The following is a 20,077-nucleotide window of genomic DNA, read 5'->3' on the forward strand; positions in this document are numbered from 1 at the left end:
AGTGAAAAGAATTATAATATTTATTACCGCTCTTTTATTTTTAAGCTCCTGCGGCGGCGATGATCTTGGTTCAGACAGCAGTCTTCCAACTCCCGTCTCTGTAACAATAATCAAACCTTCATCGATAAAAGAATATATAACTGCTACAGGGACTATTAAAGCGGTTAAAAGCGCTTCGATCAACTCTAAAAGCGCCGGATCCTATAGACTCGAAGAGAACCCCCGTACCGGAAAACCCTTCGCGGTGGGTGATCATGTAAAAAGAGGCGAACTTATAATATCTCTTGAAAACCCGGAGCTGAAAAACAATATCAAAATAAAGTCGAAGAAACTCGAACTTGAAACCTCCAGGCTCGAATATGAAAAGCAGAACTCTCTATACGACAAGGGGGGAGTTACATACCGAGAGCTAAAAGACGCCGAGAGAGCAAGTATAGAGGCAAAGTACAATTATGAATACGCTAAAATACAGCTTTCAAAGCTTAAGACACTCGCCCCTTTTGAAGGTATAATCGCAAACCTTCACTACTATACTCCGGGAGCAGAGCTGGAATCGGGGGCGATGCTCGTTGAGGTAATGAATTATAATTCCCTCTATCTCGAACTGAATATTCCCGGAAGGGATTTTGACCGCGTAGAGGCCGGACAGAAAGCGCGAGTTACACATTACACTCTCACTGAAGATACACTTTACGGGGAAGTTTCGCAGAAAGAACCGACTATAAATCCGGATACAAGGTCATTTATGACTAGAATAACCGCCGATAATCCCGATCTCCTTTTCAGACCTGGTATGTTCGTTAAATCTGAAATAACTATAGCCGAAAAGGACAGCGCCATTGTAATCGCCAAAGACATTATCCAAATAAAGGGAAAGGGGAAAACGGTCTATACAGTGCGCAAGGGCGCCGCTAATGAAAGGGTTATCGAAACGGGGATTGAAAACCCGGACAGTGTTGAAGTAATTAGCGGGCTTGACGTTAATGACCGCCTGGTTGTCAAGGGATTTGAAACACTCCAACATCATTCAAAGGTAAAGGTGCTTAGATAAATGGGCGCCGCGGGATTGAGAATAGAGCGGGAAGATCGCATGATTCCCGCCGGCCGATAGTTTTCTCAGGTTCCGAGAGAGAATATTAATATGGAAAAGATTTCCAGATTTTCAGTTAACCAGCCCGTAACGGTTATGATGTTCGTGCTGGCGATTTTGCTTATAGGCGCGATATCTTTTCAACGTCTCGGCATCGAAATCCTGCCAGACCTTAACAATCCCAGACTGTTCATAGAACTGGAGACCGGCGAGCGTCCCCCCGGAGAGATTGAAAATCTCTTCATAGAACAGATTGAATCACTGGCAAGCAGGCAGAGAGGTGTTACCGACGTTACCTCGAAGATCAAAACAGGTTCAGCTCTTACTACCGTTAAGTACAGCTGGGATACCGATATGGACGAGGCCTTTCTCAATCTACAGAAAACCGTGACAGATTTTGGTCAGCAGATTGACGTCGAAGACATCTCTATATCCCAGTACGACCCGAACGCCCGGCCTGTGATGACGATAGCTCTCGCCCATCCAGAAATTGACGATATGAACGACCTCAGGTTAGTAGCAGAAGATTATATTCAGAACGAACTGATCCGCGTCGACGGTATAGCTGAAGTTAAAATATCCGGCGAAGAGGAAAAAGAGGTTGTAATTGAAACCGACAGCTATCGCCTGGACGCTTTCGGAGTGACAACATCTGATATTTCAAACCGAATCAACAGCTTCAATCAGAATATATCGGGAGGCTCTGTAGTCGAAATGGGGCTTAAATACATCATCAAAGGTGTAAGTATCTTCGAATCTTTAGATGATATAAAGAATCTTATTATTACTTACAAAAAAAAAGCGGAGGGCGAAGAAGAAAGGAGTGAATCTTCCCCGGTTTACCTGAAAGATGTGGCAGTTGTAACAGAAAGGAACAAAGATCCTGAAAATATCGTTTATCTAAACGGCAAGAGATGCGTGGGGCTGGGCATATACAAAGAAACGAAGTTTAATACAGTTGAAGCGGCTGAAAAGGTCACCGCGAGACTATCGGGTATCAGAAAGGCCCTTCCCGGCTATCGTTATAGACAATAGTAGAAAATCAGGCGGATTATGTTAATTCCGCGATAGATGAAGTCCAGCAGACCGCGCTCATCGGAATATTCCTCGCCGTGTTGATACTCTTTGTGTTCCTGAGAAGGATCGGGGCAACAGCTATAATAAGCGTTTCGATACCCATTTCAGTTATTGCGACATTTACCCTCATGTATTTTAAGGGACTTACTTTGAATATTATGACCCTCGGAGGGCTCGCTCTGGGCGCCGGGATGCTTGTGGATAACTCTATTGTAGTTGTAGAGAGTATTGTAAGAAACATAGAATCCGGAATGGGGATAAAAGACTCTGCCGCCCGCGGCACGGCCCAGGTGAGCGGAGCCATTACGGCGGCTACCATAACGACTATAATCGTCTTCCTTCCTATTGTCTATATTCACGGTGTCGCGGGAGAGCTCTTCAAGGACCAGGCGCTTACCGTCGCCTTCTCCCTCCTATCCTCTCTTGTAGTAGCCGTTCTTGTTATCCCCATGCTGAGTATCAAAACTCTTAAAGCCCGCCCCGCCGTCACTATAGCTCCAGAAGAACGCTTCTTAAATTACGGAAGGTTTCTCTCGCGCGTCCTTAAGAAACGCTGGATGGTAATAGGATGCTCCGCACTTATCGTCGCGTCAGCAGCCCTTCTTATCCCCGTGGTTGGAAACGAATTCATCCCCGATACTAAGACAAATGAATTTTCCATCAATCTAGAGCTTCCTTCAGGCACGGAGCTTAAGCGCACGGCGAGAACGGTAGAAGAAATCGAAGATATCACCCGCGCCCTCTTCGGTAATGAAATAAATATGATATACAGCGTGGCAGGGCCCGTTGACCAGATAACATCAGAGGCCGCGGCTGTCTTTCATGACGAGAACACCGCAACTGTAAAAATAATTCTTAAAAACAATCATAGAACCGGAAGCCGTGTAATGATTGACCGCCTCAGCCGGGAACTTTCAGGCACAGCCGGCATGGATGTTCAATTTGTAGAAGATAAATCTTCACTTCAGTCCATACTGGGCACGGGGTCCGCCCCCGTTGTAATTGAAGTAACAGGTCATAATCTAAGCCGTCTAAAATCGATCACACGGGAGATAAAAGAAAAGCTTCAGACCAATAAAGATCTGTTCAATATAGAAACTACATTCGAAGGGGGGCGCCCCGAAATTGAGATTCATATAGACCGAACCCGCGCGGGTCTCTACGGGATCGGAATAGACGACATCACTACGCAGCTTAAAAACAGGCTTATGGGCAAAACGGCCGGAAGCTGGAACAATAACGGCGCTAAAAAGGATATAACAATCAGATTTCCTGAAAGCTCCGCCGGCGAACTCGGCAATTTCTACATAAATAAAAACGGAAGCAATACACTTCTCAGCGATATCTCCACCTCGGTCAAAGGATACGCTCCGGAGGAAATAAACAGAAGGAATCAGAAAAGAACCGGTATGGTTTCAGCTTATTACAAGGAAGGTAAAACGTTTAATCATGTAATAGGCGACATCGAGGAACAACTGAGCTCGCTCGAACTGCCGGCAGATTACGCTATAGGGCTTCTCGGAGATGAAAAGAAAAGGAGAGATTCATTTGAAAACCTCAAATTCGCCCTCCTTCTATCAATCGTTCTCGTCTACATGGTGCTTGCTTCTCAGTTTGAATCACTGACGAAGCCCTTTTCGATCCTTCTTACGATCCCCCTTGCCGGAGTCGGGGTCGTAGCTATATTCCTGGCTGCCGGAAAACCATTAAGTATCATGGCGTACATAGGCATAATAATGCTCGCGGGCATAGCGGTAAACGATTCGATAATACTTGTAGATACTATCAGCAGAATAAGAAGGGCAGGAAACGCCAAGGAACCCGCTATAATAAAAGCCGCGAGGCAGAGAATACGCCCGATTATCATGACGAGCGCGACTACAATACTCGCGCTTCTCCCCCTCACCCTCGGATTCGGCGAAGGCGCGGATCTAAGAGCTCCTATGGCCCTGGCTGTGATAGGAGGGCTGGTTACATCAACAATATTAACTCTTGTTGTTATACCATGTGTTTACTACGTTCTGGACAGAAGTGAATGATTACGGGCAATTTCATAATCAACCGCAAGACACTTATCAGCATGATATTCATAGGGTTCGCTATGCTCGGCGTGATCTCCTATTCACACCTGCCGCTTGAACTTTTCCCCGATATCGAACTCCCTTTTCTCATAATACAGGTTAACAGTTTTCAGCAGTCAGACCCGGAAACGATAGAAAAGGAAGCTATTATTCCGCTCGAGGGAGCCGCCGGGTCACTGGAAAACATCGACAGCATAAGCTTCGCTGACCAGGGCAGAGGGACTGTCTTTATATATTTTAAAAAGAACACAGACCTCAAATACGCCTACCTTAAACTCCTTGAGAGAGTAAACGGGGCGAAATCGGAGCTTCCCTCCGCCTACTTCGTAAACGTAGTAAGAATAGACACCGAGCAGATGGCTAATAGATTTATGACTCTTCAAGTGCGGGGGAAGCGGGACGTAAACCAGCTTCGCGAGACAGCAGACAGAGAGATAGTGCGCGAACTAGAGAGTATAGACGGAATATCAAATGTGGAGGCTTCCGGTGGCAGGAAAAACTCCGTTAACATCGCGCTCGACATCGATGCCTGTGAATCTTACGGGGTCACCCCCGCTAAGGTAAATTCGCTAATCTCAGAGAACAGCAGTGAAAACCTCTTTGTTGGAAATGTAAGAGAAAATGGCAGATTCAAGGCGGTTAAGGTACACTGCGAATATACAAGCGTCGAAGATCTCGAGAATATAGTAGTCAGCTCCGACGGCCCCCTCCTGCTTAAAGATGTCGCGGATATTTCATTCGGGAAGAAGGAGATATCTTCTATAAGCCGGGTAAACGGCAAATCAGCCGTAACAATCCAGCTTGTTAAAGACTCTCAGGTCAACCTCATAGAACTTTCTGATCACACCCGTTCAGTGATAAAGAGATTAAATAAAAACTTGAAAAATAAAGAGATCGAAATTGTAATCCAGAGCGATACAGCCGAAGGGATGAAAAGTAACATCAATCAGATCATCCGTCTCGCTCTCATAGGCGGCATCCTTGCGGTAATTATCCTGTGGGTTTTCCTGAAGAATATCAGGCTGGTTCTTATTATTGCCATAGCAATACCAATCTCGATATTTACGGCGCTTAACTTCTTTTACGCCTTCGGGATATCGATAAACAGTCTCACCCTTGTAGGTATGGCTCTCGCCATCGGTATGCTGCTTGACAACAGCATAGTTGTCCTAGAGAACATCTACCGCCTGGCATCTGAAGGTAAAACTTTAACATCAGCCGTTCTCGGTGGAGTAAAAGAGGTCTGGAAATCGGTCGTCGCCGGAACGCTGACAACTATAACAGTTTTCCTTCCCTTCTTATTCTCACAGAATTTCCTGATCAGCGTGATTGGGAAACATACCGGCGTTTCCCTTATATCAACCCTGCTGATATCCCTTATTGCGGCGCTTGTGCTTATACCGATGGCCGTTCATATCATATTAAAACGAAGTGGATTCAAGAAGAGCCATCAGTTCAGCGTCGTCTCGAGAAAGAACCGTCTTATTGAAATTTATAACGTTCTCCTAAAATCCTCGTTCAGATATCCGGCCAGAGTAATCGTCTCCGCTGTCGCGCTATTCTTTATAAGCCTTCTCTCTGCTCTCGCTCTCAGCGTTAACGTAACAGAAGAGACAGAAGCTGAAAGTTTCAATATTTACGTAACTATGCCCGCCGGCGCGACTCTAGAATCGACTGACAAGGCGGTCTTGGAGCTTGAAAAGAGACTCGAGGGCCTCGAGGAAATGGAGGATTTAATCTGCGAGATAAAAGAGGAAGAAGCTGTTCTTACTATCAACCTGAAAGATGATTATTACGATATCAGAAAACGCGACATCGTATCTATAAAAAATATTGTAAATGAGAGAACAGGAGATTTTAAAGCCGCCGATATAAGTTTTGAACAACCGCGGTCCAGCGCGCGCTACCGGGGAGGAAGAGGAGGACGTATGGGAGGAGCAATTCTGAAGATGTTCGGGTTCGGAAGCCCTCAGGAGAAAGTAGTAATAAGAGGCGGCGACTACGGCAAAGTTAAAACGTTGGCAGAAGATATCGAATACTACCTTGACAATCTGTCATCTGTAAACAGGGTGAGCATGAATATCTCAGAGGACAGCCCTGAGATCCATCTCGAATTCGACCCCCGGCTCCTTTCGTACTACGGCATCACCTCAAACCAGATCATGTCGGAGCTTCGCTCCTTCCCAAACGAGATCGAATCACAGGGCTCCTTTAAAAAGAACGATGAGGAATATGACATAATAATCACAAAGAGCGGTCAAGCGGAAGAAGAAAAAGGAATAGACGACCTGAGGGAAATGAGTGTAATTGACAATAACGACGCATCTCACAAAATAGATGAACTCGCGAGCTTCACCTATTCATACGGCAAACCGACAATAAGCAGAGTCAATCAGGAAAAACAGATCGAAATCACGTACAGTTTTATCTCCGAAGTAAACGACTCGCGCGAGCTGCTTGAATCTTCCAGACGGGAAGTAGACAATCTCATCGCGGGACTTAACATCCCTCCTGGAATTGCTGTCGAAGTGGAGCACGAAGAGAACGATTACAGTGAATATATATATCTTATTGGAGCGGCATTTATCCTTATCTACATGATCTTGGCGTCGATCTTTGAATCTCTCACAACACCCGTTGTTATAATGTTTACGATACCGCTTGCCGCCACCGGAGCGCTATGGCTTCTTATCTTCACCGGCACATCCATTCTCAACGCATACACACTTACAGGTCTCCTGATACTGCTTGGTGTAGTGGTAAACAACGGGATCATACTCATAGATTATTCTCTCATACTTAGAAAACGCGGTTTCCGTTACTCGAGGGCTCTTATGACAGCCGGGCAGGCGCGCGTGAGACCTATCCTTATCACAACTATTACCACAATCGCAGCTATGATCCCTCTCGCCATGGGCAGATCGGAAGAAACCAGCCTCGTTGGTGCTCCTTTCGCTATCGCGATAATAGGCGGTCTTTCCTTAAGCGCGCTTTTCACGCTGATATTTATTCCTGTCGTATTCTCCGGTTTGAGGAAATCCCTTAAATGGATAATGTCCCGCGCCATGTGGCTGAAGCTCTTACAGCTCTCCCTCTTTATAATATCCGGCCTTTATATATACGCCAATGTCGAAAATATAGTCTGGAGGCTGATCCTCCTCTACTCGTCGGTAATGATAATACCCTCTGCCGTCTGGTTTATTACAAACAGCTTAAAGAGAGCAAAATCCGAGTATATATCCGAAGATGAGCCTATAGTAATTAAGATACGAAACCTCACCAAGATATATCAGCACCCCTCCAAGTTCGCCCGCGAATGGAATAAGGGCAAAGAAAGGCGTAGAAAGGAACAGAGAGAAAAGGAAAATAAATCACGGCTCGATTTCAGCGCTCTCTTCTGGCAGCTGCCCCTGCTCGGCTTTCTTGTCTATTTCGTATATTTCTACCTTCACAGCTCTTTCTGGCTCTTTGCCCTTTCGATACCCGTCTATCTTTTTATCCTCTTTATCTGGAGGCAGATTTCACCCTATTTGGCAACCGCGGAAAGAAGAAAGATAAGCGAAAATAAGAAAACAAAAACCGTAAAGATCGCCGGAATAATAATTTTCTGGTTTATACCCCTCTTTAATCTCCTCATCTTCTTTTTCACATTCGATGATCTCGCGGCTGTAATCTTTATCGCGATAATCTGGTACACGGTCCTCGCCGTCTATCACGTTTCAAAACGTCTGCGCGAAGAAAAGGTCAATACAGCGCGTATTACCGGAAGATTCAGCCGAGTAAGGCGTATTATTTACCGCTTCGCTCAGAATGTGCCCCTGATAGGTAAGAGGAAAAACCCCTTCCTGGCCCTATTCGGTGTATCTCTTGAGATAGAAAAGGGGATGTTCGGACTCCTCGGCCCCAACGGGGCGGGTAAAACAACACTAATGCGCATCATCTGCGGAATACTAGATCAATCATACGGAAAGATCACAATCAACGGTTTCAACACACTCGAAAAACGGGAAGAACTTCAGGGGCTGATAGGATATCTCCCTCAGGAATTCGGGCTTTATGAAAATATGACGGCAGTGGATTTCTTAAGCTACCAGGCAATTCTGAAAGGTATAACAGACCCTGACCGGCGTAAAGAGATTGTTCAGAGAGTCCTGTCAGCCGTCCACATGGAAGAAAGAAAAAGTGATAAAATAAGCACATTCTCGGGCGGAATGAAGCAGCGTGTGGGAATCGCTCAGACACTTCTTCATATGCCGCGCATTCTGGTCGTAGATGAACCCACGGCGGGCTTAGATCCAAGGGAAAGAATAAGGTTCAGGAATCTGCTGATGGAGCTCAGCCGCGAAAGAGTTGTTATCTTTTCAACGCATATTATAGAAGATATCAGCAGCTCGTGCAATAAAGTGGCCGTTCTAGACCGAGGTAAGCTCCGTTACCTGGGAAAACCGGCCGACATGAGAAAGAAAGCCGCGGGCAAGGTCTGGCAGTTTAAGGTGGCGCCGGAAGAATTTGAAGGAATAAACAGAGAGTTTAGAGTCATCTATCATACCCGTGACGGAGGAAAGATAAAGGTCAGGTGCCTAAACGAAACAAGACCCGCTCAGGAAGCGATTGAAGTAACGCCGACACTCGAAGATTCATATCTTCTGCTTTTAAGAAAAGAGGAAGAAATTGAAACAGCTTAATATAATAAGAAGAACAAAAAAGATTTTGAATCTGATTCTAAAATATTCCAGCTATAATCTAAAGATTATTTTCGCTAATAAGTTCATCTATTTTCTTCTTGCCGCTCTTATCTTCTTTCTGGCAGTGACGGCAATCATCTTCTTTAGTTCAGATTCTTACCCGGATTCGGGTTCTGTCTTCAACCTGCTTCTGTTTCCCGCGATTCTGCTTATCTTCTACCCCGCCGTCTTCGGTCTCCAGAACGATATAGATACGGGCATGATAGAAGTACTCTTTGCCATCCCAAACTACCGCTACAGCGTCTGGCTTGTAAGACTAGTTCTCATGTATGTTATAACAGCGGGGCTTGTCGCCGTTCTCGCCGTATTAAGCGCTGTGATAATAGTGCCGGTACCGGTAATAAGCATGGTCTGTCAGATCATGTTCCCCGTTTTTTTTCTCGGAAGTCTCGCCTTCCTGCTCTCTAGTCTTATAAAGAACGGAAACGGCACGGCCGTTGTAATGGTCATAATAGGGCTCGCCCTGTGGGTCTCCGCCGGGTGGCTACATCACAGCAAATGGTTTCTGTTCTTAAATCCCTTCTCGCCTCCAACCGATATGAGCGAGTCGGTCTGGTCGGATATAGTGCTGAAAAACAGGGTTTATATGGTTGTAGGCGCTGTTATAAGCACGCTCGCGGGACTGTTCAACCTGCAGAAGAGGGAGAAGTTTGTGTAGGAGAGGTAATTTAAAAATCGCGTAATTTTTCCACCTTAAACAACAAAATGGTCTTGACAGTAGAGATCACTTTAGGATAATCCATTTCTAAATAGCACGAAATCAAGCCGTTTTTTCCATATCAGTCTGAATTCTGTTCTTCTGAGTTCTTCAGAGACTCCAATGCTTCCGCGTCAGCTAAATCTTTGGTTCTTCCTGAGGCCTTCTTATTTCGAATAAGGTCATCAATTAATGGAATGCGCACATCGACCCCTTCAATCTTCACGAGCATTGAGCGGTCATAGACTTCTTTAAACTGAAGCCCCGATGCCGTAGTAATTATGTCGATTCGCCTTGGAGCAACTCCGATCTGAAAAATGGTCCCATCTGTCTGGAGGTCTTTCCTTGTTAAATTATGCAGAGGAGAACCGAAGCGGCGCAGTGCCCGCATCACGGCGTCAGCGTTTTCTGGTGATGGCATAACCCAAATGTCAATATCCATGGTGGCCCGGGGATAACCGTGAGCTGCCATCGCATAAGCTCCAACAAGAATAAATTTAACCTTCTCGTTGGACAAGGCGTGTAACATTTCTTTGTAGTCTTCGTTCAGCATCGTATTTTTTGCTGAGAGACGTTATCTCTCTTGTCAGAATCCATACAAGTTTAATGCGGTCTGCCGGATTGCCGGGAACAAAATCATCATCCCTGATATCCGACATCTGGTATAAAGATGTTTTTTTTCTATCCATAATTTTAATATACCAGTTTTAACCTGCAATATCAATCGGATAGCTGTTTTGAATAAACTGGAAGAAAAATTCAAATAAGTGCCTGTAAACAGATAAACCGGTTGGCAAAATTAACATTTAATTCTGAAGATTCTTCGGCGCCTGTCATATTCAGAGAGTACTTTACCCCGCTAACGTGTCAGGATTTTTTCTTCCAACGCAATGTCCTGCCTGATATCCAGGTAAGAACCCTCCAGAGAATAAAAAGAACCAGAAGAATAACCAGTATTAATATTGATAATGTAATAATCCATTCAGTCCTGGTAAGCGGATCATGATTATATATCCTATCATGCCATTTTCTCCGCTTGGGAAATTCCAAATCCAACGGACCGCTTCTCAATCCGTGCTCCCGCAATATTAACTGGGCGTATATTGAAAATCCGGGGGATTCCTTCTGGTTTGCCAATACATCGAGATAGGGACGTACCGAGGACGAAATCTCGTTCTGAATCTTCAATTCCGGCTAAATAACTTGACCTCGCACTTTAATTATTATAAAAAAGGACTAATGATGATTCCGGAAAGTAATCCCCGGGTTAATTGAAAGGAAAATTTATGTCGCTAAGAACGAAAGGATGGAGCCGCCCCTCAGCGGCAGTTAAACAACTTCTTATTATATATGTTTGTATTTCCTCGATAGCTGTAACTCCTTCTGTCGGATTCAGCGCGCAAGAGGAGAGCGGCTTTAGATTCGGATTCCGGGAACGGCTCAGACAGACTTATCTTAAAAACGCTTTTGATCTCGATGGCGAGGGGCCTGACGACTGGAATTTCTTAAGGGTCCGTTCCCAGCTCTGGGGAAGCTGGCGCCATGCCGAAGGATTTAAAATCTACGCGCAGATCAACAACGAACACCGGCACTGGTTAAAATCGACCCGGGGGTATGAGGATGAGGATTTCGAAATAGATGAGCTTATATTCGAAAACCTTTATGTCTCGGCTGAGCGTATAGCGGGGTCCCCCTTCAGTATCATAGCCGGAAGACAGAATATCAGATACGGAGAAGGATTTCTAATGATGGACGGCGGGCCTCTTGACGGATCGAGAACCATCTATTTCAACGCTCTCAGGCTCAAAGCGGAGATGGACAAGAGGTCTTTAGAATTTCACATACTTTCAAACCCTTCCCGGGACCGCTACCTTCCGGTTGTTAACTGCCTGCACAAAAACCTCGTAGATAGAGACGAAACGGGAGCCGGAATTTACTACATAGACAACTCTTTAGAGAAGAAACAGATAGAGGGATATTACTTCTATAAATCCGAAGAGAAAACGGGTGGTGTAAGAGATGATATCCATACCTTCGGCTCCAGGCTGAGCGGCAAGTACGGAGACGGAGGGGCTTACGCCGCGGAATTCGCTCTGCAGCTTGGGGATATGTCCGGAGAGGACAGAATGGCAATGGGGGGATATGCTCATTCGCAGTACAACCTCCCCTTTTTCATGAATCCTTACGTGGGAGCCGGACTTATTTACCTGTCCGGAGATGACCCGGATACAGACAAATTCGAAGGGTGGAATCCCATCTACAGCAGATGGCCCAAGTGGAGTGAACTTTATATCTATACTATGGCTTCACTTGGAAGAGGTATTGCCTACTGGGAGAATCTTGCCTCGGCGGATATCAACCTCGGCCTTAAACCTATGGATAATTTAAAGATCGACACTTCCCTCTACTATATGACCGCTCCTATAACAGAAAGCAGTAACACATCGCCAGTAATAGAAGGCGGCGAAAGACGAGGCCTGCTGTCGAAGCTTAAAATCAGCTGGAACTACACAGATTATCTTAGCGGACACCTGCTCTGGGAACGTTTCTATCCGGGAAACTACTACATAGAAGAGGCGGATCAGGCTGATTTTCTGAGGTGCGAGCTATACTTCAAATATTAATAACTAATACCAGAAAGGGGTATAAGAGATGGGACCATTTAATTTCCCGTGGCTGACATTCACTCCGTTTATTGTTATCGGGCTTAGTATCGCCGCGGCGGTGCTGTGGGCGCTGAATGACATCAGGAAAAGCGGTAAGGGGAAAGGGGAAAGATCTTGAGCATTCTCACAGCTTCAATAATCATACTTGTTTGCTATATCGGAATTCTCCTTGGAATTGGAATATGGAGCGCCAGGAAGAATGTAACGGCGAATGATTTTGTCATAGGCGGACGTGAGATCGGCCCCTGGGTTACGGCTCTTTCCTTTATCGCTGTATATTTTAGTTCGGTGCTTATTATCGGCGGAGGAGGATTCGGCTACAAATTCGGCATGGGAACAGTCTGGATCGGAGCGATAAATGTCGCTGTAGGATGCACCCTCTGCTGGATAGTTATGGGCAGGAGAGTCCGCAGGTTTACTGAGAGAATGAATGTAAATACGATTTCCGGGTTCTTCACCAAGAGATTTGAATCACCGGAAGCGGGGATCTTCTCCTCGATGGTTATATTTCTCTTTCTGATCATTTATAACGTAAGTGTTGTTAAAGGAATGGCACACTCTTTCGAGATTCTGATGGAGATGCCTTACTGGGGCGGAGTGCTGATATCGGGAGTTGTAATTATAGTTTACGTCGTACTCGGAGGGTACAGCGCGGTTGTCTGGACCGGGTTTATCCAGGCCTGGGTAATGATATTCAGCCTTATACTGCTTACCTGGCGGACACTTTCCGCTGTAGGAGGCCTCAGCGCCGGCATGCTCAAACTGCAGTCGCTCGGAAATGAGTTCGTTAACACACCCGGAGTATGGGGATGGGCGGGGCTTATAAGTTTCTGTCTGGTGGTCAGCCTTGGAGTATGGGGAATGCCTCAGCTGGTAATACGTTTCTACTCTATAAAGAACGAAAAGACTTTCAGGCTTGGTACGGTTATAGTCACCGTAGGCGCTGCTATCGCGGTTCTCCCTTATATGAACGGAGCTTTGTCGAGATTGCTCCTTCCTCCTCTAGAAAACCCCGATCTGGCCATACCCAAGCTTTCAAGTATGGTGCTTTCTCCTCTCGGCGCCGCGATACTTCTCGCCGGAGTAGTGGCGGCGGGAATGTCAACTTTCGCTGGGGTGCTCATGATAGTATCCAGCTCTCTTGTAAGGGATGTATATATCGGGGGGCTTGGAAAGAAGATGACCGGCAGAGAGGAGATCAGGGCGAACAGAATCGTAAGCGCGACTGTAGGTCTTATAGCGCTTCTTATAGCTCTCAAACCTCCGGGACTTATTCTGGTTCTGACCGGGTTTTCCTGGGCGGTTATAGCCTCCACAAATCTCTGGCCTCTTATTTTCGGACTTTACTGGAAGGGCGCGAGCAGAGCCGGAGCTTTCCTCTCGATGCTGGCAGGCGCTTCAACCGCTATTTTATGGACATGTCTGAATAAACCTTTCGGAATTCACGGATTCATCGCCGGGTCAGTAGTCAGCCTGGTAGTAATCACAACGGTGAGTTTGATAAAAGGTTCTACTGTGTCGCGTGAATTCTTAGACAGATTGTGGAATAAAACCGGCCGGGCTGATTAACTCGGCAGAAATTTGCTTAAGGGAAAAATATTGACCGGCGAATTCAAGTGCGATTGCCAATCATATAAGTAAATATAATCATCAACTATGAGAAATTTCACAGCTGTCAGTACTGACCTCACTTCAAGTAAACTCTAACTCCAACTGCTCCATTCAGATTAAATTCGGTTTCCGGAATGATATCAATAACGGGCGCCCGTTCTATAAATATATCTACAGGTTCATCTTTAAACATATATGCCAGCCCAATTGGAATTCTCACTCCTATTCTGACATCATCATCCTTCTTGCCCTTTTCGGTAAGTGCAATCCTGCCGCCGACACCGTAATAGAACGGCAATTGCTCATTTGTCTGCTTCGTCATGTCGTACCTGTGCCTTAAATAATCGATATGCGTCTGAAATGAAGTTCCATCAACAAATGACCAAGCCAGGGCGCCGTCAACAGCGGACCTTCCATCTATCCATTTCTTTAAACTTAATCCTGTGGGTTCACCGGCAATAACGCCCAGTCCTATACCTTTCGTATTTCCATTCGCGGCGCCGCTTATTAGAAACAAGACTGCTATTATAAACAGGACGGCTCTTTTCATGATCTTAATATCTCCCTTCCCGTCATTCATCCATAAATACGATTTGTCCAATATCCGTATTCAACAGAGTAACTTTTAATACACTTTCTTCCTACTAAAAGTATGGAGTAATTTCAATACAAATATTTGATAAGGGATATCACTGGATATTCAAAGAGGAGAAAGATCACTTAATGAACAACATCTTTTTGGCTTCCGTGTTGTTACCGGCAGTAATCCTGTAGAAATAAACACCCGATGATACTGTCTGTCCCCTGTCATTCTTCCCGTCCCACGTAACCCAATGAGGACCGCGGCTGTACCTGCGGGAGGCAAGCGTTGAAATCAATTTTCCCCTTACGTCATAGACACGAAGGGTAACAAAGCTGTTCTCAACGGCTATGTTAAATGGTATTCTTGTTTTTTCGTTGAAAGAATTTGGATAATTCTGAAGAAGCAGAAACTCCGAAGAAGTTAAATGGTCAATATTACACAATATCCAGTTTTCAGGATCTAAGATCAAACGGACGGGTTCTTCACCGACGGCAAGAGAGAATTTTTGAGTAGCAAGACTGTCCCTTACTACTATCAGTGTTGTATCGTGAGAAGCTGTTTCTATTGCAACATCAATCGGCATATTGAAAATGTGATTTGTCTGTGTCTGCTCTATAGTAAGGTCGATGTCCCAGTACCCGCTTTTCTCCGTGCTTGTCCACTGATAGATATAATTAGGACAATATTCTTCGTAGATCCATTGGTGAAAAAAGTCGTCCAGCTGCATGCCGGAAAGATCCTCGCAGATATCTTTGAACTGCTCTGTTGTAACAGTGCCGTACTGATAGCGATCGTCGGAATAATAGCTGCGGAGAATATCGAAAAATACAGAATCACCCACGACGCGGCGTAACATATGCAGCACCCATGACGCCTTATGATAAGTGAGGTCTACATCGAAGATACGATTCCAGTCATTTACTTCAGGAACATATATTGTACCCTCTCCGAAATATTCCGTGATCAGCATCTCATGATCGTATCTGTCTTTTCCGTATTTATTCTCCGCCCAAAGCGCTTCAGAATATACGGCGAACCCCTCATTCATCCAAATATGATGAAAGTCGTCGCAAGTGACCATATCACCCCACCACTGATGGGCAAGTTCGTGAACTATCAAATATACACTGGATCCGCCCAGGCTGGTAATAGTCTGATGTTCCATCCCGCCGCCCCACATAAACTCAGCGTGTCCGTATTTTTCATCGATAAAGGGATATTCCCCGAAGAGTTCCGAGAAAAGTTCAATCGCCGGGACAGTCTCTGAGTAGGAATCCTGAATATAATCGTAGTGATCGGGGAAGACGTAGTACTTCACCTCCATAGAGTCTCCGGGAGAGTGATGATACCAGTGAGAAAATGTAGTGTAAGGATATATCGCCACTGATACAAGATAGGTCGCGATCGGGTATTTTTCGTGCCACAGGTAGGTGTCGGTGGAATCGTTATTTGTAACCCCCTCTAATGTTCCATTCGAAGCGACGATCAAACCGGAAGGAACTGTTACTCGAATATCTACCGAGTCCGCTTTATCGTTTGGTACATCCTTGCAGGGCCACCAGCTTCTGGCACCGAATGGTTCACTGAGACTCCAAATCATATCTTCTCCGCCGCGTTTATCGAAGTTGAAAGCATCAACAGATTCGCTCGGAGTGCCGGAATATTCGATTTCCACCGTAAAATATTCTCCAGAGTGATAAGGCCTATCCAGATTTGCTGTTATCAAATTATCAGAATGGGTGTAACTTAGGTCTTCCGCCCCTTTTCTGACCCGGGTTACGTTTATATTATCCAGAAGATCAATCTCTGCTTCATATATTGACGCTGAAAGAACTTTCGCTGTCAAAGTAACAGTCCCCGATATCGTTTGAGCCGCTGGATCGATCTCTATTTCTATATCATAATAAGCTACGTCGTAGCCCGATTGATTCTGCGTTTGTCCATAGACGGCTCTCTTAATATTTGAAAACCGCTCAGCCTTTGCCCTTGCCATTTCCCTGTGCAGTTGAGGGCGGGTCATCTCTTGCGCTGTCAGTTCTCCTGATAATATTATCAGCGCCAGCGCCGTAACTATTGATTTTATTTTGTGCATAATGGGGCATGATAGATGATTTTGTTATTACTGTCAATGTTAAATAGGTACGAAGGTTTTCTGCAAACACAGGATTTTTAATAGTCATCTCCAGATAAATAATCAGCGCTCAGATGAAGGTCCGTAATTAAGGGAAAAAGAAGCCCCCTATCCGAAAACATCCTGCATGAATACATTCTGCATGAAGAATAGCGCTATATAAGATAATACCGCGGACGCGACAGGTGTCGCTATCCACCCAATTGCTATATGCCCAAGTTTCCTGAAATTCATACCTTTCACGCCCTTAGCCAGACTTATCCCCATAACGGCGCCTACGACAGCCTGTGAGGAAGAGATAGGAACCAGTGGAAATGCCGGGAGATTAAGCGAAATAAGAATATTTTGCAGTCTCTGTGAGGCAAAAACAAAGAGAGTAACGGAGCTGGCGAGAACAACAACAAACGCCGTTACAGGCGAGAGCTTGAAAATACCCGATCCGACTGTAATCATAACTCTTTTAGAATATGTAAAAACACCGAAAGCAATAGCTATTCCGCCGACCAGGAATAACTGCTGTATTGATGAGAAGCGGAATAATCCCGGAACAGTAATATCCTTAAAGGGTGATGAATTGATAAATACACCCATTACATTGCCGATATTATTAGCTCCTAAACTGTAAGCTCCGAATATCCCGACAACTATAAGTCCTATTCTTGTATAGGCGTCAAGACGCATAAGATGTATCCTGGAGTTCTCAATGATTCTTTTAACGAGATGGAAAAATATAAAAGCGATAATCGCTGACAGTATAGGCGAAAAAACCCAGCTTCCCGTTATTTTAGAGAGCGATGTTAAATCCGTAGGGGTGTGCGAAAAGAAGTTCCAGCCGATAATCGCCCCGACTATCGCCTGAGAGGTGCTGACGGGCAATCCCGCCTTAGTCATCCACAGTACAGTAACTGCGGCTGAAAGCGCTACGATAAAGGCCCCGGCAAGTTTATTTACAGCTCCCAACTCTCCGAGAGTGCTGGAAGCTCCCGCTCCGCTTATGACCGCCCCAATAATAACAAACACGCCGGATAGTATAGCAGCTGTTCTGAATCTGATCATTTTAGTCGCAACAGCGGTACCGAATATGTTTGCCGCGTCATTTGCTCCCAGCGACCAGCCCAGAAAAACCCCGCTGGAGAGGAAAAATATAATTATTATCATAGAAATATACTCCGAAACTCAGTCTATATTCTTCTCTTAATAGCGTAGACAGAGAGTCTTTCGCAAACCCGTTCGGATACATCGGAAACAGCCGCGATTTTCTCGGCAAAATATCCCAATTGAATTTTATGGCTAAAATCTTCTATTTCACTGCTGCTAAATATCTTTCTCTTCAGCTGTTCTTCAATATCGTCTGCTTCATGTTCATAAAACTGTACTTTGTTCACGTAATTGCTGACCATCGCGATCTCACGAAAGAAAGCTCTGGCGCCATTTACAACTTCCTCGACAGCCTTAGAAGAAAGATCGGCAAGCTCTAAGAAATCGTCTTTCATAAATCCATGTATCTTTGGGGTCTCTATTGAAAACTTTTCGAGAACCTTCTCACAGACATCAACTATATCATCCAGAGTTTCAAGAATGCCCAATACATCTCCTCGTGACTCAGGAATAAGCATATAACTGTAAAGGTCGTGTTTGATGTCCCGTCTGACATTATCCGTTTCACTCTCGAGGGCGGTAATATCTTTATATTTATTCTCAAACTTATCTCTTTTACCGGTCACATACGCCTTTACCCCTTCATTAAATATCAACCCGGCTGTTGTCACGCGGTCTAGATAACCATCTATATCACACTCGAGCGCTCTGGATTTATTGTTAAAAAAATTCCGCATATTCAGGCTCCTTTTCATTTACCTGGAATATTTTTTATAGATTAAATCAAAACTTAATATCTTGAACACAACCCGGAACAGGTCAAATTTAGCAATCAATCGCGAATGATTTTCCCAATGACCGTGTCTGCATCTTTCATAAGTCTTATCTGCAGAGGCATTTTCCCCGGCAGACTGTGTGTCGCGCATGAAAGACAAGGATCGTAAGCTCTAAACGCCATCTCCACCATATTTAATAATCCGTCATTGACCTCGCCGTTTCTGATATATTTCTTTGCGGCCCGTTCTATCCCTATGTTCATCGCGGCAGAGTTTGCGACAGTGGCAACTATCAGATTCGCGGCGGTAATAATACCTCTTTCATCAGCTTCATAATGATGAATAAGGGTTCCCCTGGGAGCTTCTACGATACCTACACCCTCATCCGGCGTACTCAAATCCATATTCCTTATATCCGGAGAGGTTAATTCCTCTCTCCCTGATAACTCGACAAGGTGCTCGGCAGCATAAAGGGTTTCTACAAGGCGGGCCCAGTGGTTCGCGAGAGTATTATGAACCGGTTTTGAACCGATCGTTTCAAACAGACGTTCGTACTCCTCCTGAGCGATTGGCGTTGCCATCCCCTCGGAGGCGTTAAGGCGCGCCAGAGGCGCGACGCGGTATATCCCGCTATCAGTTCCATCCACAATCCCCTTCCAGCCAATCTTCCTGAGGTAGGGGAATTTGATATAGGTCCAGGGCTCTACGTGTTCCGCTATTATATCAGCGTAATCATCGTGTTTGAATCTTTCGATTTCCTTGCCTTTTTGGTCGACTACGCGAATATCTCCGTCGTAGAAATTTATCTTCAAACTGTCATCAACCATACCCATATAGCTGGTTTCAAGATAATAGCTCTCCGAGAGAATAAGATCCAGGTAGGATTTGTTTTCCAGCACAATATCATTAAAGGCCTTAAGTGTTATCCTGGCAAACTCCACAGCGTCAACGGCGAAATCCGCCAGTTCTTTCCTGGCCTCTTCCGTAACCTGTTTTGCCACTCCACCTGGAAGTCCAAGCACGGGATGTACAGGTTTTCCTCCCAGTTCGGCCATTAGAGCCCGGCAGCGCTTACGTATTTCAATAACCTTCTTACCCATTTCAATACCGACTTCATCGATAACTCCAAGGATATTACGCTTTTTCTTAGGGGCGTCAGGGCCCACGATAAAGTCAGGTCCGCCCAGAAAATAGAAATGAAGGAGGTGATCTTCGAACATGAACAGGTTATAGAAAAGTTCACGTATGGTCCGCGCCGCGGGAGTAGGTACAACCTTATATAAAGAATCTAAAGCTTTTGTAGCAGCCATATGATGAGCGGTGGGACAGACTCCGCATATTCTGGATGTAATCTGGGGCATTTCCTCTGTGCGCCGGCCCTCCACAAATTTTTCGAATCCTCTAAGTTCCGGGATCTGCAGGAAGGCTCTGTCAACATTACCGTCATCATTTAAGAATATATCAATCTTGCCGTGACCCTCAAGCCTCGTAATAGGATCAATTGAAATTACCTTTCCCATTA

16 protein-coding genes are annotated in these 20,077 nt (G+C 45.2%); 8 read left to right on the plus strand and 8 right to left on the minus strand.

Annotation, left to right across the window (positions count from 1 at the left end):
* Position 1 precedes the first annotated feature (1 nt).
* The 5 genes from U5O15_06365 (at position 2) to U5O15_06385 (ending at position 9,651) form a co-directional block, all read left to right on the plus strand.
* Positions 2-1,051: an efflux RND transporter periplasmic adaptor subunit gene (locus tag U5O15_06365; protein ID MDZ7860276.1), complete on the plus strand. Its 1,050-nt coding sequence runs from the start codon at positions 2-4 to the stop codon at positions 1,049-1,051.
* A 90-nt stretch (positions 1,052-1,141) separates the two neighbouring features.
* Entirely contained in the window at positions 1,142-2,125 is a 984-nt protein-coding gene (locus tag U5O15_06370; GenBank protein MDZ7860277.1) for an efflux RND transporter permease subunit, read from the plus strand.
* Positions 2,122-4,206, plus strand: a complete 2,085-nt coding sequence (locus tag U5O15_06375; GenBank protein MDZ7860278.1) for an efflux RND transporter permease subunit — start codon at positions 2,122-2,124, stop codon at positions 4,204-4,206. Before U5O15_06370 ends, U5O15_06375 begins: the two co-directional genes overlap by 4 nt.
* Complete coding sequence (locus U5O15_06380) at positions 4,203-8,933, plus strand: efflux RND transporter permease subunit (GenBank protein MDZ7860279.1); 4,731 nt, start codon at positions 4,203-4,205, stop codon at positions 8,931-8,933. The genes U5O15_06375 and U5O15_06380 overlap by 4 nt, the downstream gene beginning before the upstream one ends.
* Positions 8,920-9,651, plus strand: a complete 732-nt coding sequence (locus U5O15_06385; GenBank protein ID MDZ7860280.1) for a hypothetical protein — start codon at positions 8,920-8,922, stop codon at positions 9,649-9,651. Before U5O15_06380 ends, U5O15_06385 begins: the two co-directional genes overlap by 14 nt.
* Before the next feature lie 121 nt (positions 9,652-9,772).
* Here U5O15_06385 and U5O15_06390 read toward each other — a convergent pair whose 3' ends face one another.
* The 3 genes from U5O15_06390 to U5O15_06400 form a co-directional block, all read right to left on the minus strand.
* Positions 9,773-10,243: a DUF6036 family nucleotidyltransferase gene (locus tag U5O15_06390; GenBank protein ID MDZ7860281.1), complete on the minus strand. Its 471-nt coding sequence runs from the start codon at positions 10,241-10,243 to the stop codon at positions 9,773-9,775.
* Positions 10,188-10,379 (minus strand): hypothetical protein, encoded by a 192-nt coding sequence (locus U5O15_06395; protein ID MDZ7860282.1) that lies wholly within the window; start codon positions 10,377-10,379, stop codon positions 10,188-10,190. Before U5O15_06395 ends, U5O15_06390 begins: the two co-directional genes overlap by 56 nt.
* 178 nt (positions 10,380-10,557) lie before the next feature.
* Positions 10,558-10,878 carry a hypothetical protein gene (locus U5O15_06400; protein ID MDZ7860283.1) on the minus strand — a complete coding sequence of 107 codons (321 nt, stop codon included), beginning with the start codon at positions 10,876-10,878 and terminating at the stop codon, positions 10,558-10,560.
* A 98-nt stretch (positions 10,879-10,976) separates the two neighbouring features.
* Here U5O15_06400 and U5O15_06405 point away from each other — a divergent pair, with 98 nt between their 5' ends.
* Genes U5O15_06405 through U5O15_06415 form a run of 3 tightly spaced genes read left to right on the plus strand, consistent with a single transcriptional unit; the run spans position 10,977 to position 13,925 of the window.
* A complete protein-coding gene (locus U5O15_06405) occupies positions 10,977-12,314 on the plus strand; it encodes an alginate export family protein (GenBank protein ID MDZ7860284.1) in 1,338 nt (445 codons plus the stop codon).
* Between the two features lie 28 nt (positions 12,315-12,342).
* Positions 12,343-12,474, plus strand: a complete 132-nt coding sequence (locus U5O15_06410; protein ID MDZ7860285.1) for a hypothetical protein — start codon at positions 12,343-12,345, stop codon at positions 12,472-12,474.
* Entirely contained in the window at positions 12,471-13,925 is a 1,455-nt protein-coding gene (locus U5O15_06415; GenBank protein MDZ7860286.1) for a sodium/proline symporter, read from the plus strand. The genes U5O15_06410 and U5O15_06415 overlap by 4 nt, the downstream gene beginning before the upstream one ends.
* A gap of 118 nt (positions 13,926-14,043) precedes the next feature.
* Here U5O15_06415 and U5O15_06420 read toward each other — a convergent pair whose 3' ends face one another.
* The 5 genes from U5O15_06420 to U5O15_06440 form a co-directional block, all read right to left on the minus strand.
* On the minus strand, positions 14,044-14,547 hold the full coding sequence (locus tag U5O15_06420; protein MDZ7860287.1) for a hypothetical protein: 504 nt from the start codon (positions 14,545-14,547) through the stop codon (positions 14,044-14,046).
* 136 nt (positions 14,548-14,683) lie between these two features.
* Positions 14,684-16,642 (minus strand): M1 family aminopeptidase, encoded by a 1,959-nt coding sequence (locus U5O15_06425; GenBank protein ID MDZ7860288.1) that lies wholly within the window; start codon positions 16,640-16,642, stop codon positions 14,684-14,686.
* 147 nt (positions 16,643-16,789) lie between these two features.
* Positions 16,790-17,839 (minus strand): inorganic phosphate transporter, encoded by a 1,050-nt coding sequence (locus U5O15_06430; protein MDZ7860289.1) that lies wholly within the window; start codon positions 17,837-17,839, stop codon positions 16,790-16,792.
* 23 nt (positions 17,840-17,862) lie between these two features.
* Entirely contained in the window at positions 17,863-18,516 is a 654-nt protein-coding gene (locus U5O15_06435) for a DUF47 family protein (protein MDZ7860290.1), read from the minus strand.
* Positions 18,517-18,611: 95 nt separating this feature from the next.
* Positions 18,612-20,075: a Ni/Fe hydrogenase subunit alpha gene (locus U5O15_06440; GenBank protein MDZ7860291.1), complete on the minus strand. Its 1,464-nt coding sequence runs from the start codon at positions 20,073-20,075 to the stop codon at positions 18,612-18,614.
* Between the last annotated feature and the right edge of the window lie 2 nt (positions 20,076-20,077).

Source organism: Candidatus Krumholzibacteriota bacterium (genome assembly GCA_034520215.1).
Taxonomy (GTDB): Bacteria; Krumholzibacteriota; Krumholzibacteriia; order Krumholzibacteriales; family WJIX01; genus JAGHBT01.

Coding starts and splice junctions, on each gene's coding strand:
- U5O15_06370 (MDZ7860277.1), top strand. CDS start 1,142: ATGGAAAAGATTTCCAGATTTTCAGTTAACCAGCCCGTAACGGTTATG.
- U5O15_06380 (MDZ7860279.1), top strand. CDS start 4,203: ATGATTACGGGCAATTTCATAATCAACCGCAAGACACTTATCAGCATG.
- U5O15_06390 (MDZ7860281.1), bottom strand. CDS start 10,243: ATGCTGAACGAAGACTACAAAGAAATGTTACACGCCTTGTCCAACGAG.
- U5O15_06395 (MDZ7860282.1), bottom strand. CDS start 10,379: ATGGATAGAAAAAAAACATCTTTATACCAGATGTCGGATATCAGGGAT.
- U5O15_06405 (MDZ7860284.1), top strand. CDS start 10,977: ATGTCGCTAAGAACGAAAGGATGGAGCCGCCCCTCAGCGGCAGTTAAA.
- U5O15_06410 (MDZ7860285.1), top strand. CDS start 12,343: ATGGGACCATTTAATTTCCCGTGGCTGACATTCACTCCGTTTATTGTT.
- U5O15_06420 (MDZ7860287.1), bottom strand. CDS start 14,547: ATGAATGACGGGAAGGGAGATATTAAGATCATGAAAAGAGCCGTCCTG.
- U5O15_06425 (MDZ7860288.1), bottom strand. CDS start 16,642: ATGCACAAAATAAAATCAATAGTTACGGCGCTGGCGCTGATAATATTA.
- U5O15_06430 (MDZ7860289.1), bottom strand. CDS start 17,839: ATGATAATAATTATATTTTTCCTCTCCAGCGGGGTTTTTCTGGGCTGG.
- U5O15_06435 (MDZ7860290.1), bottom strand. CDS start 18,516: ATGCGGAATTTTTTTAACAATAAATCCAGAGCGCTCGAGTGTGATATA.
- U5O15_06440 (MDZ7860291.1), bottom strand. CDS start 20,075: ATGGGAAAGGTAATTTCAATTGATCCTATTACGAGGCTTGAGGGTCAC.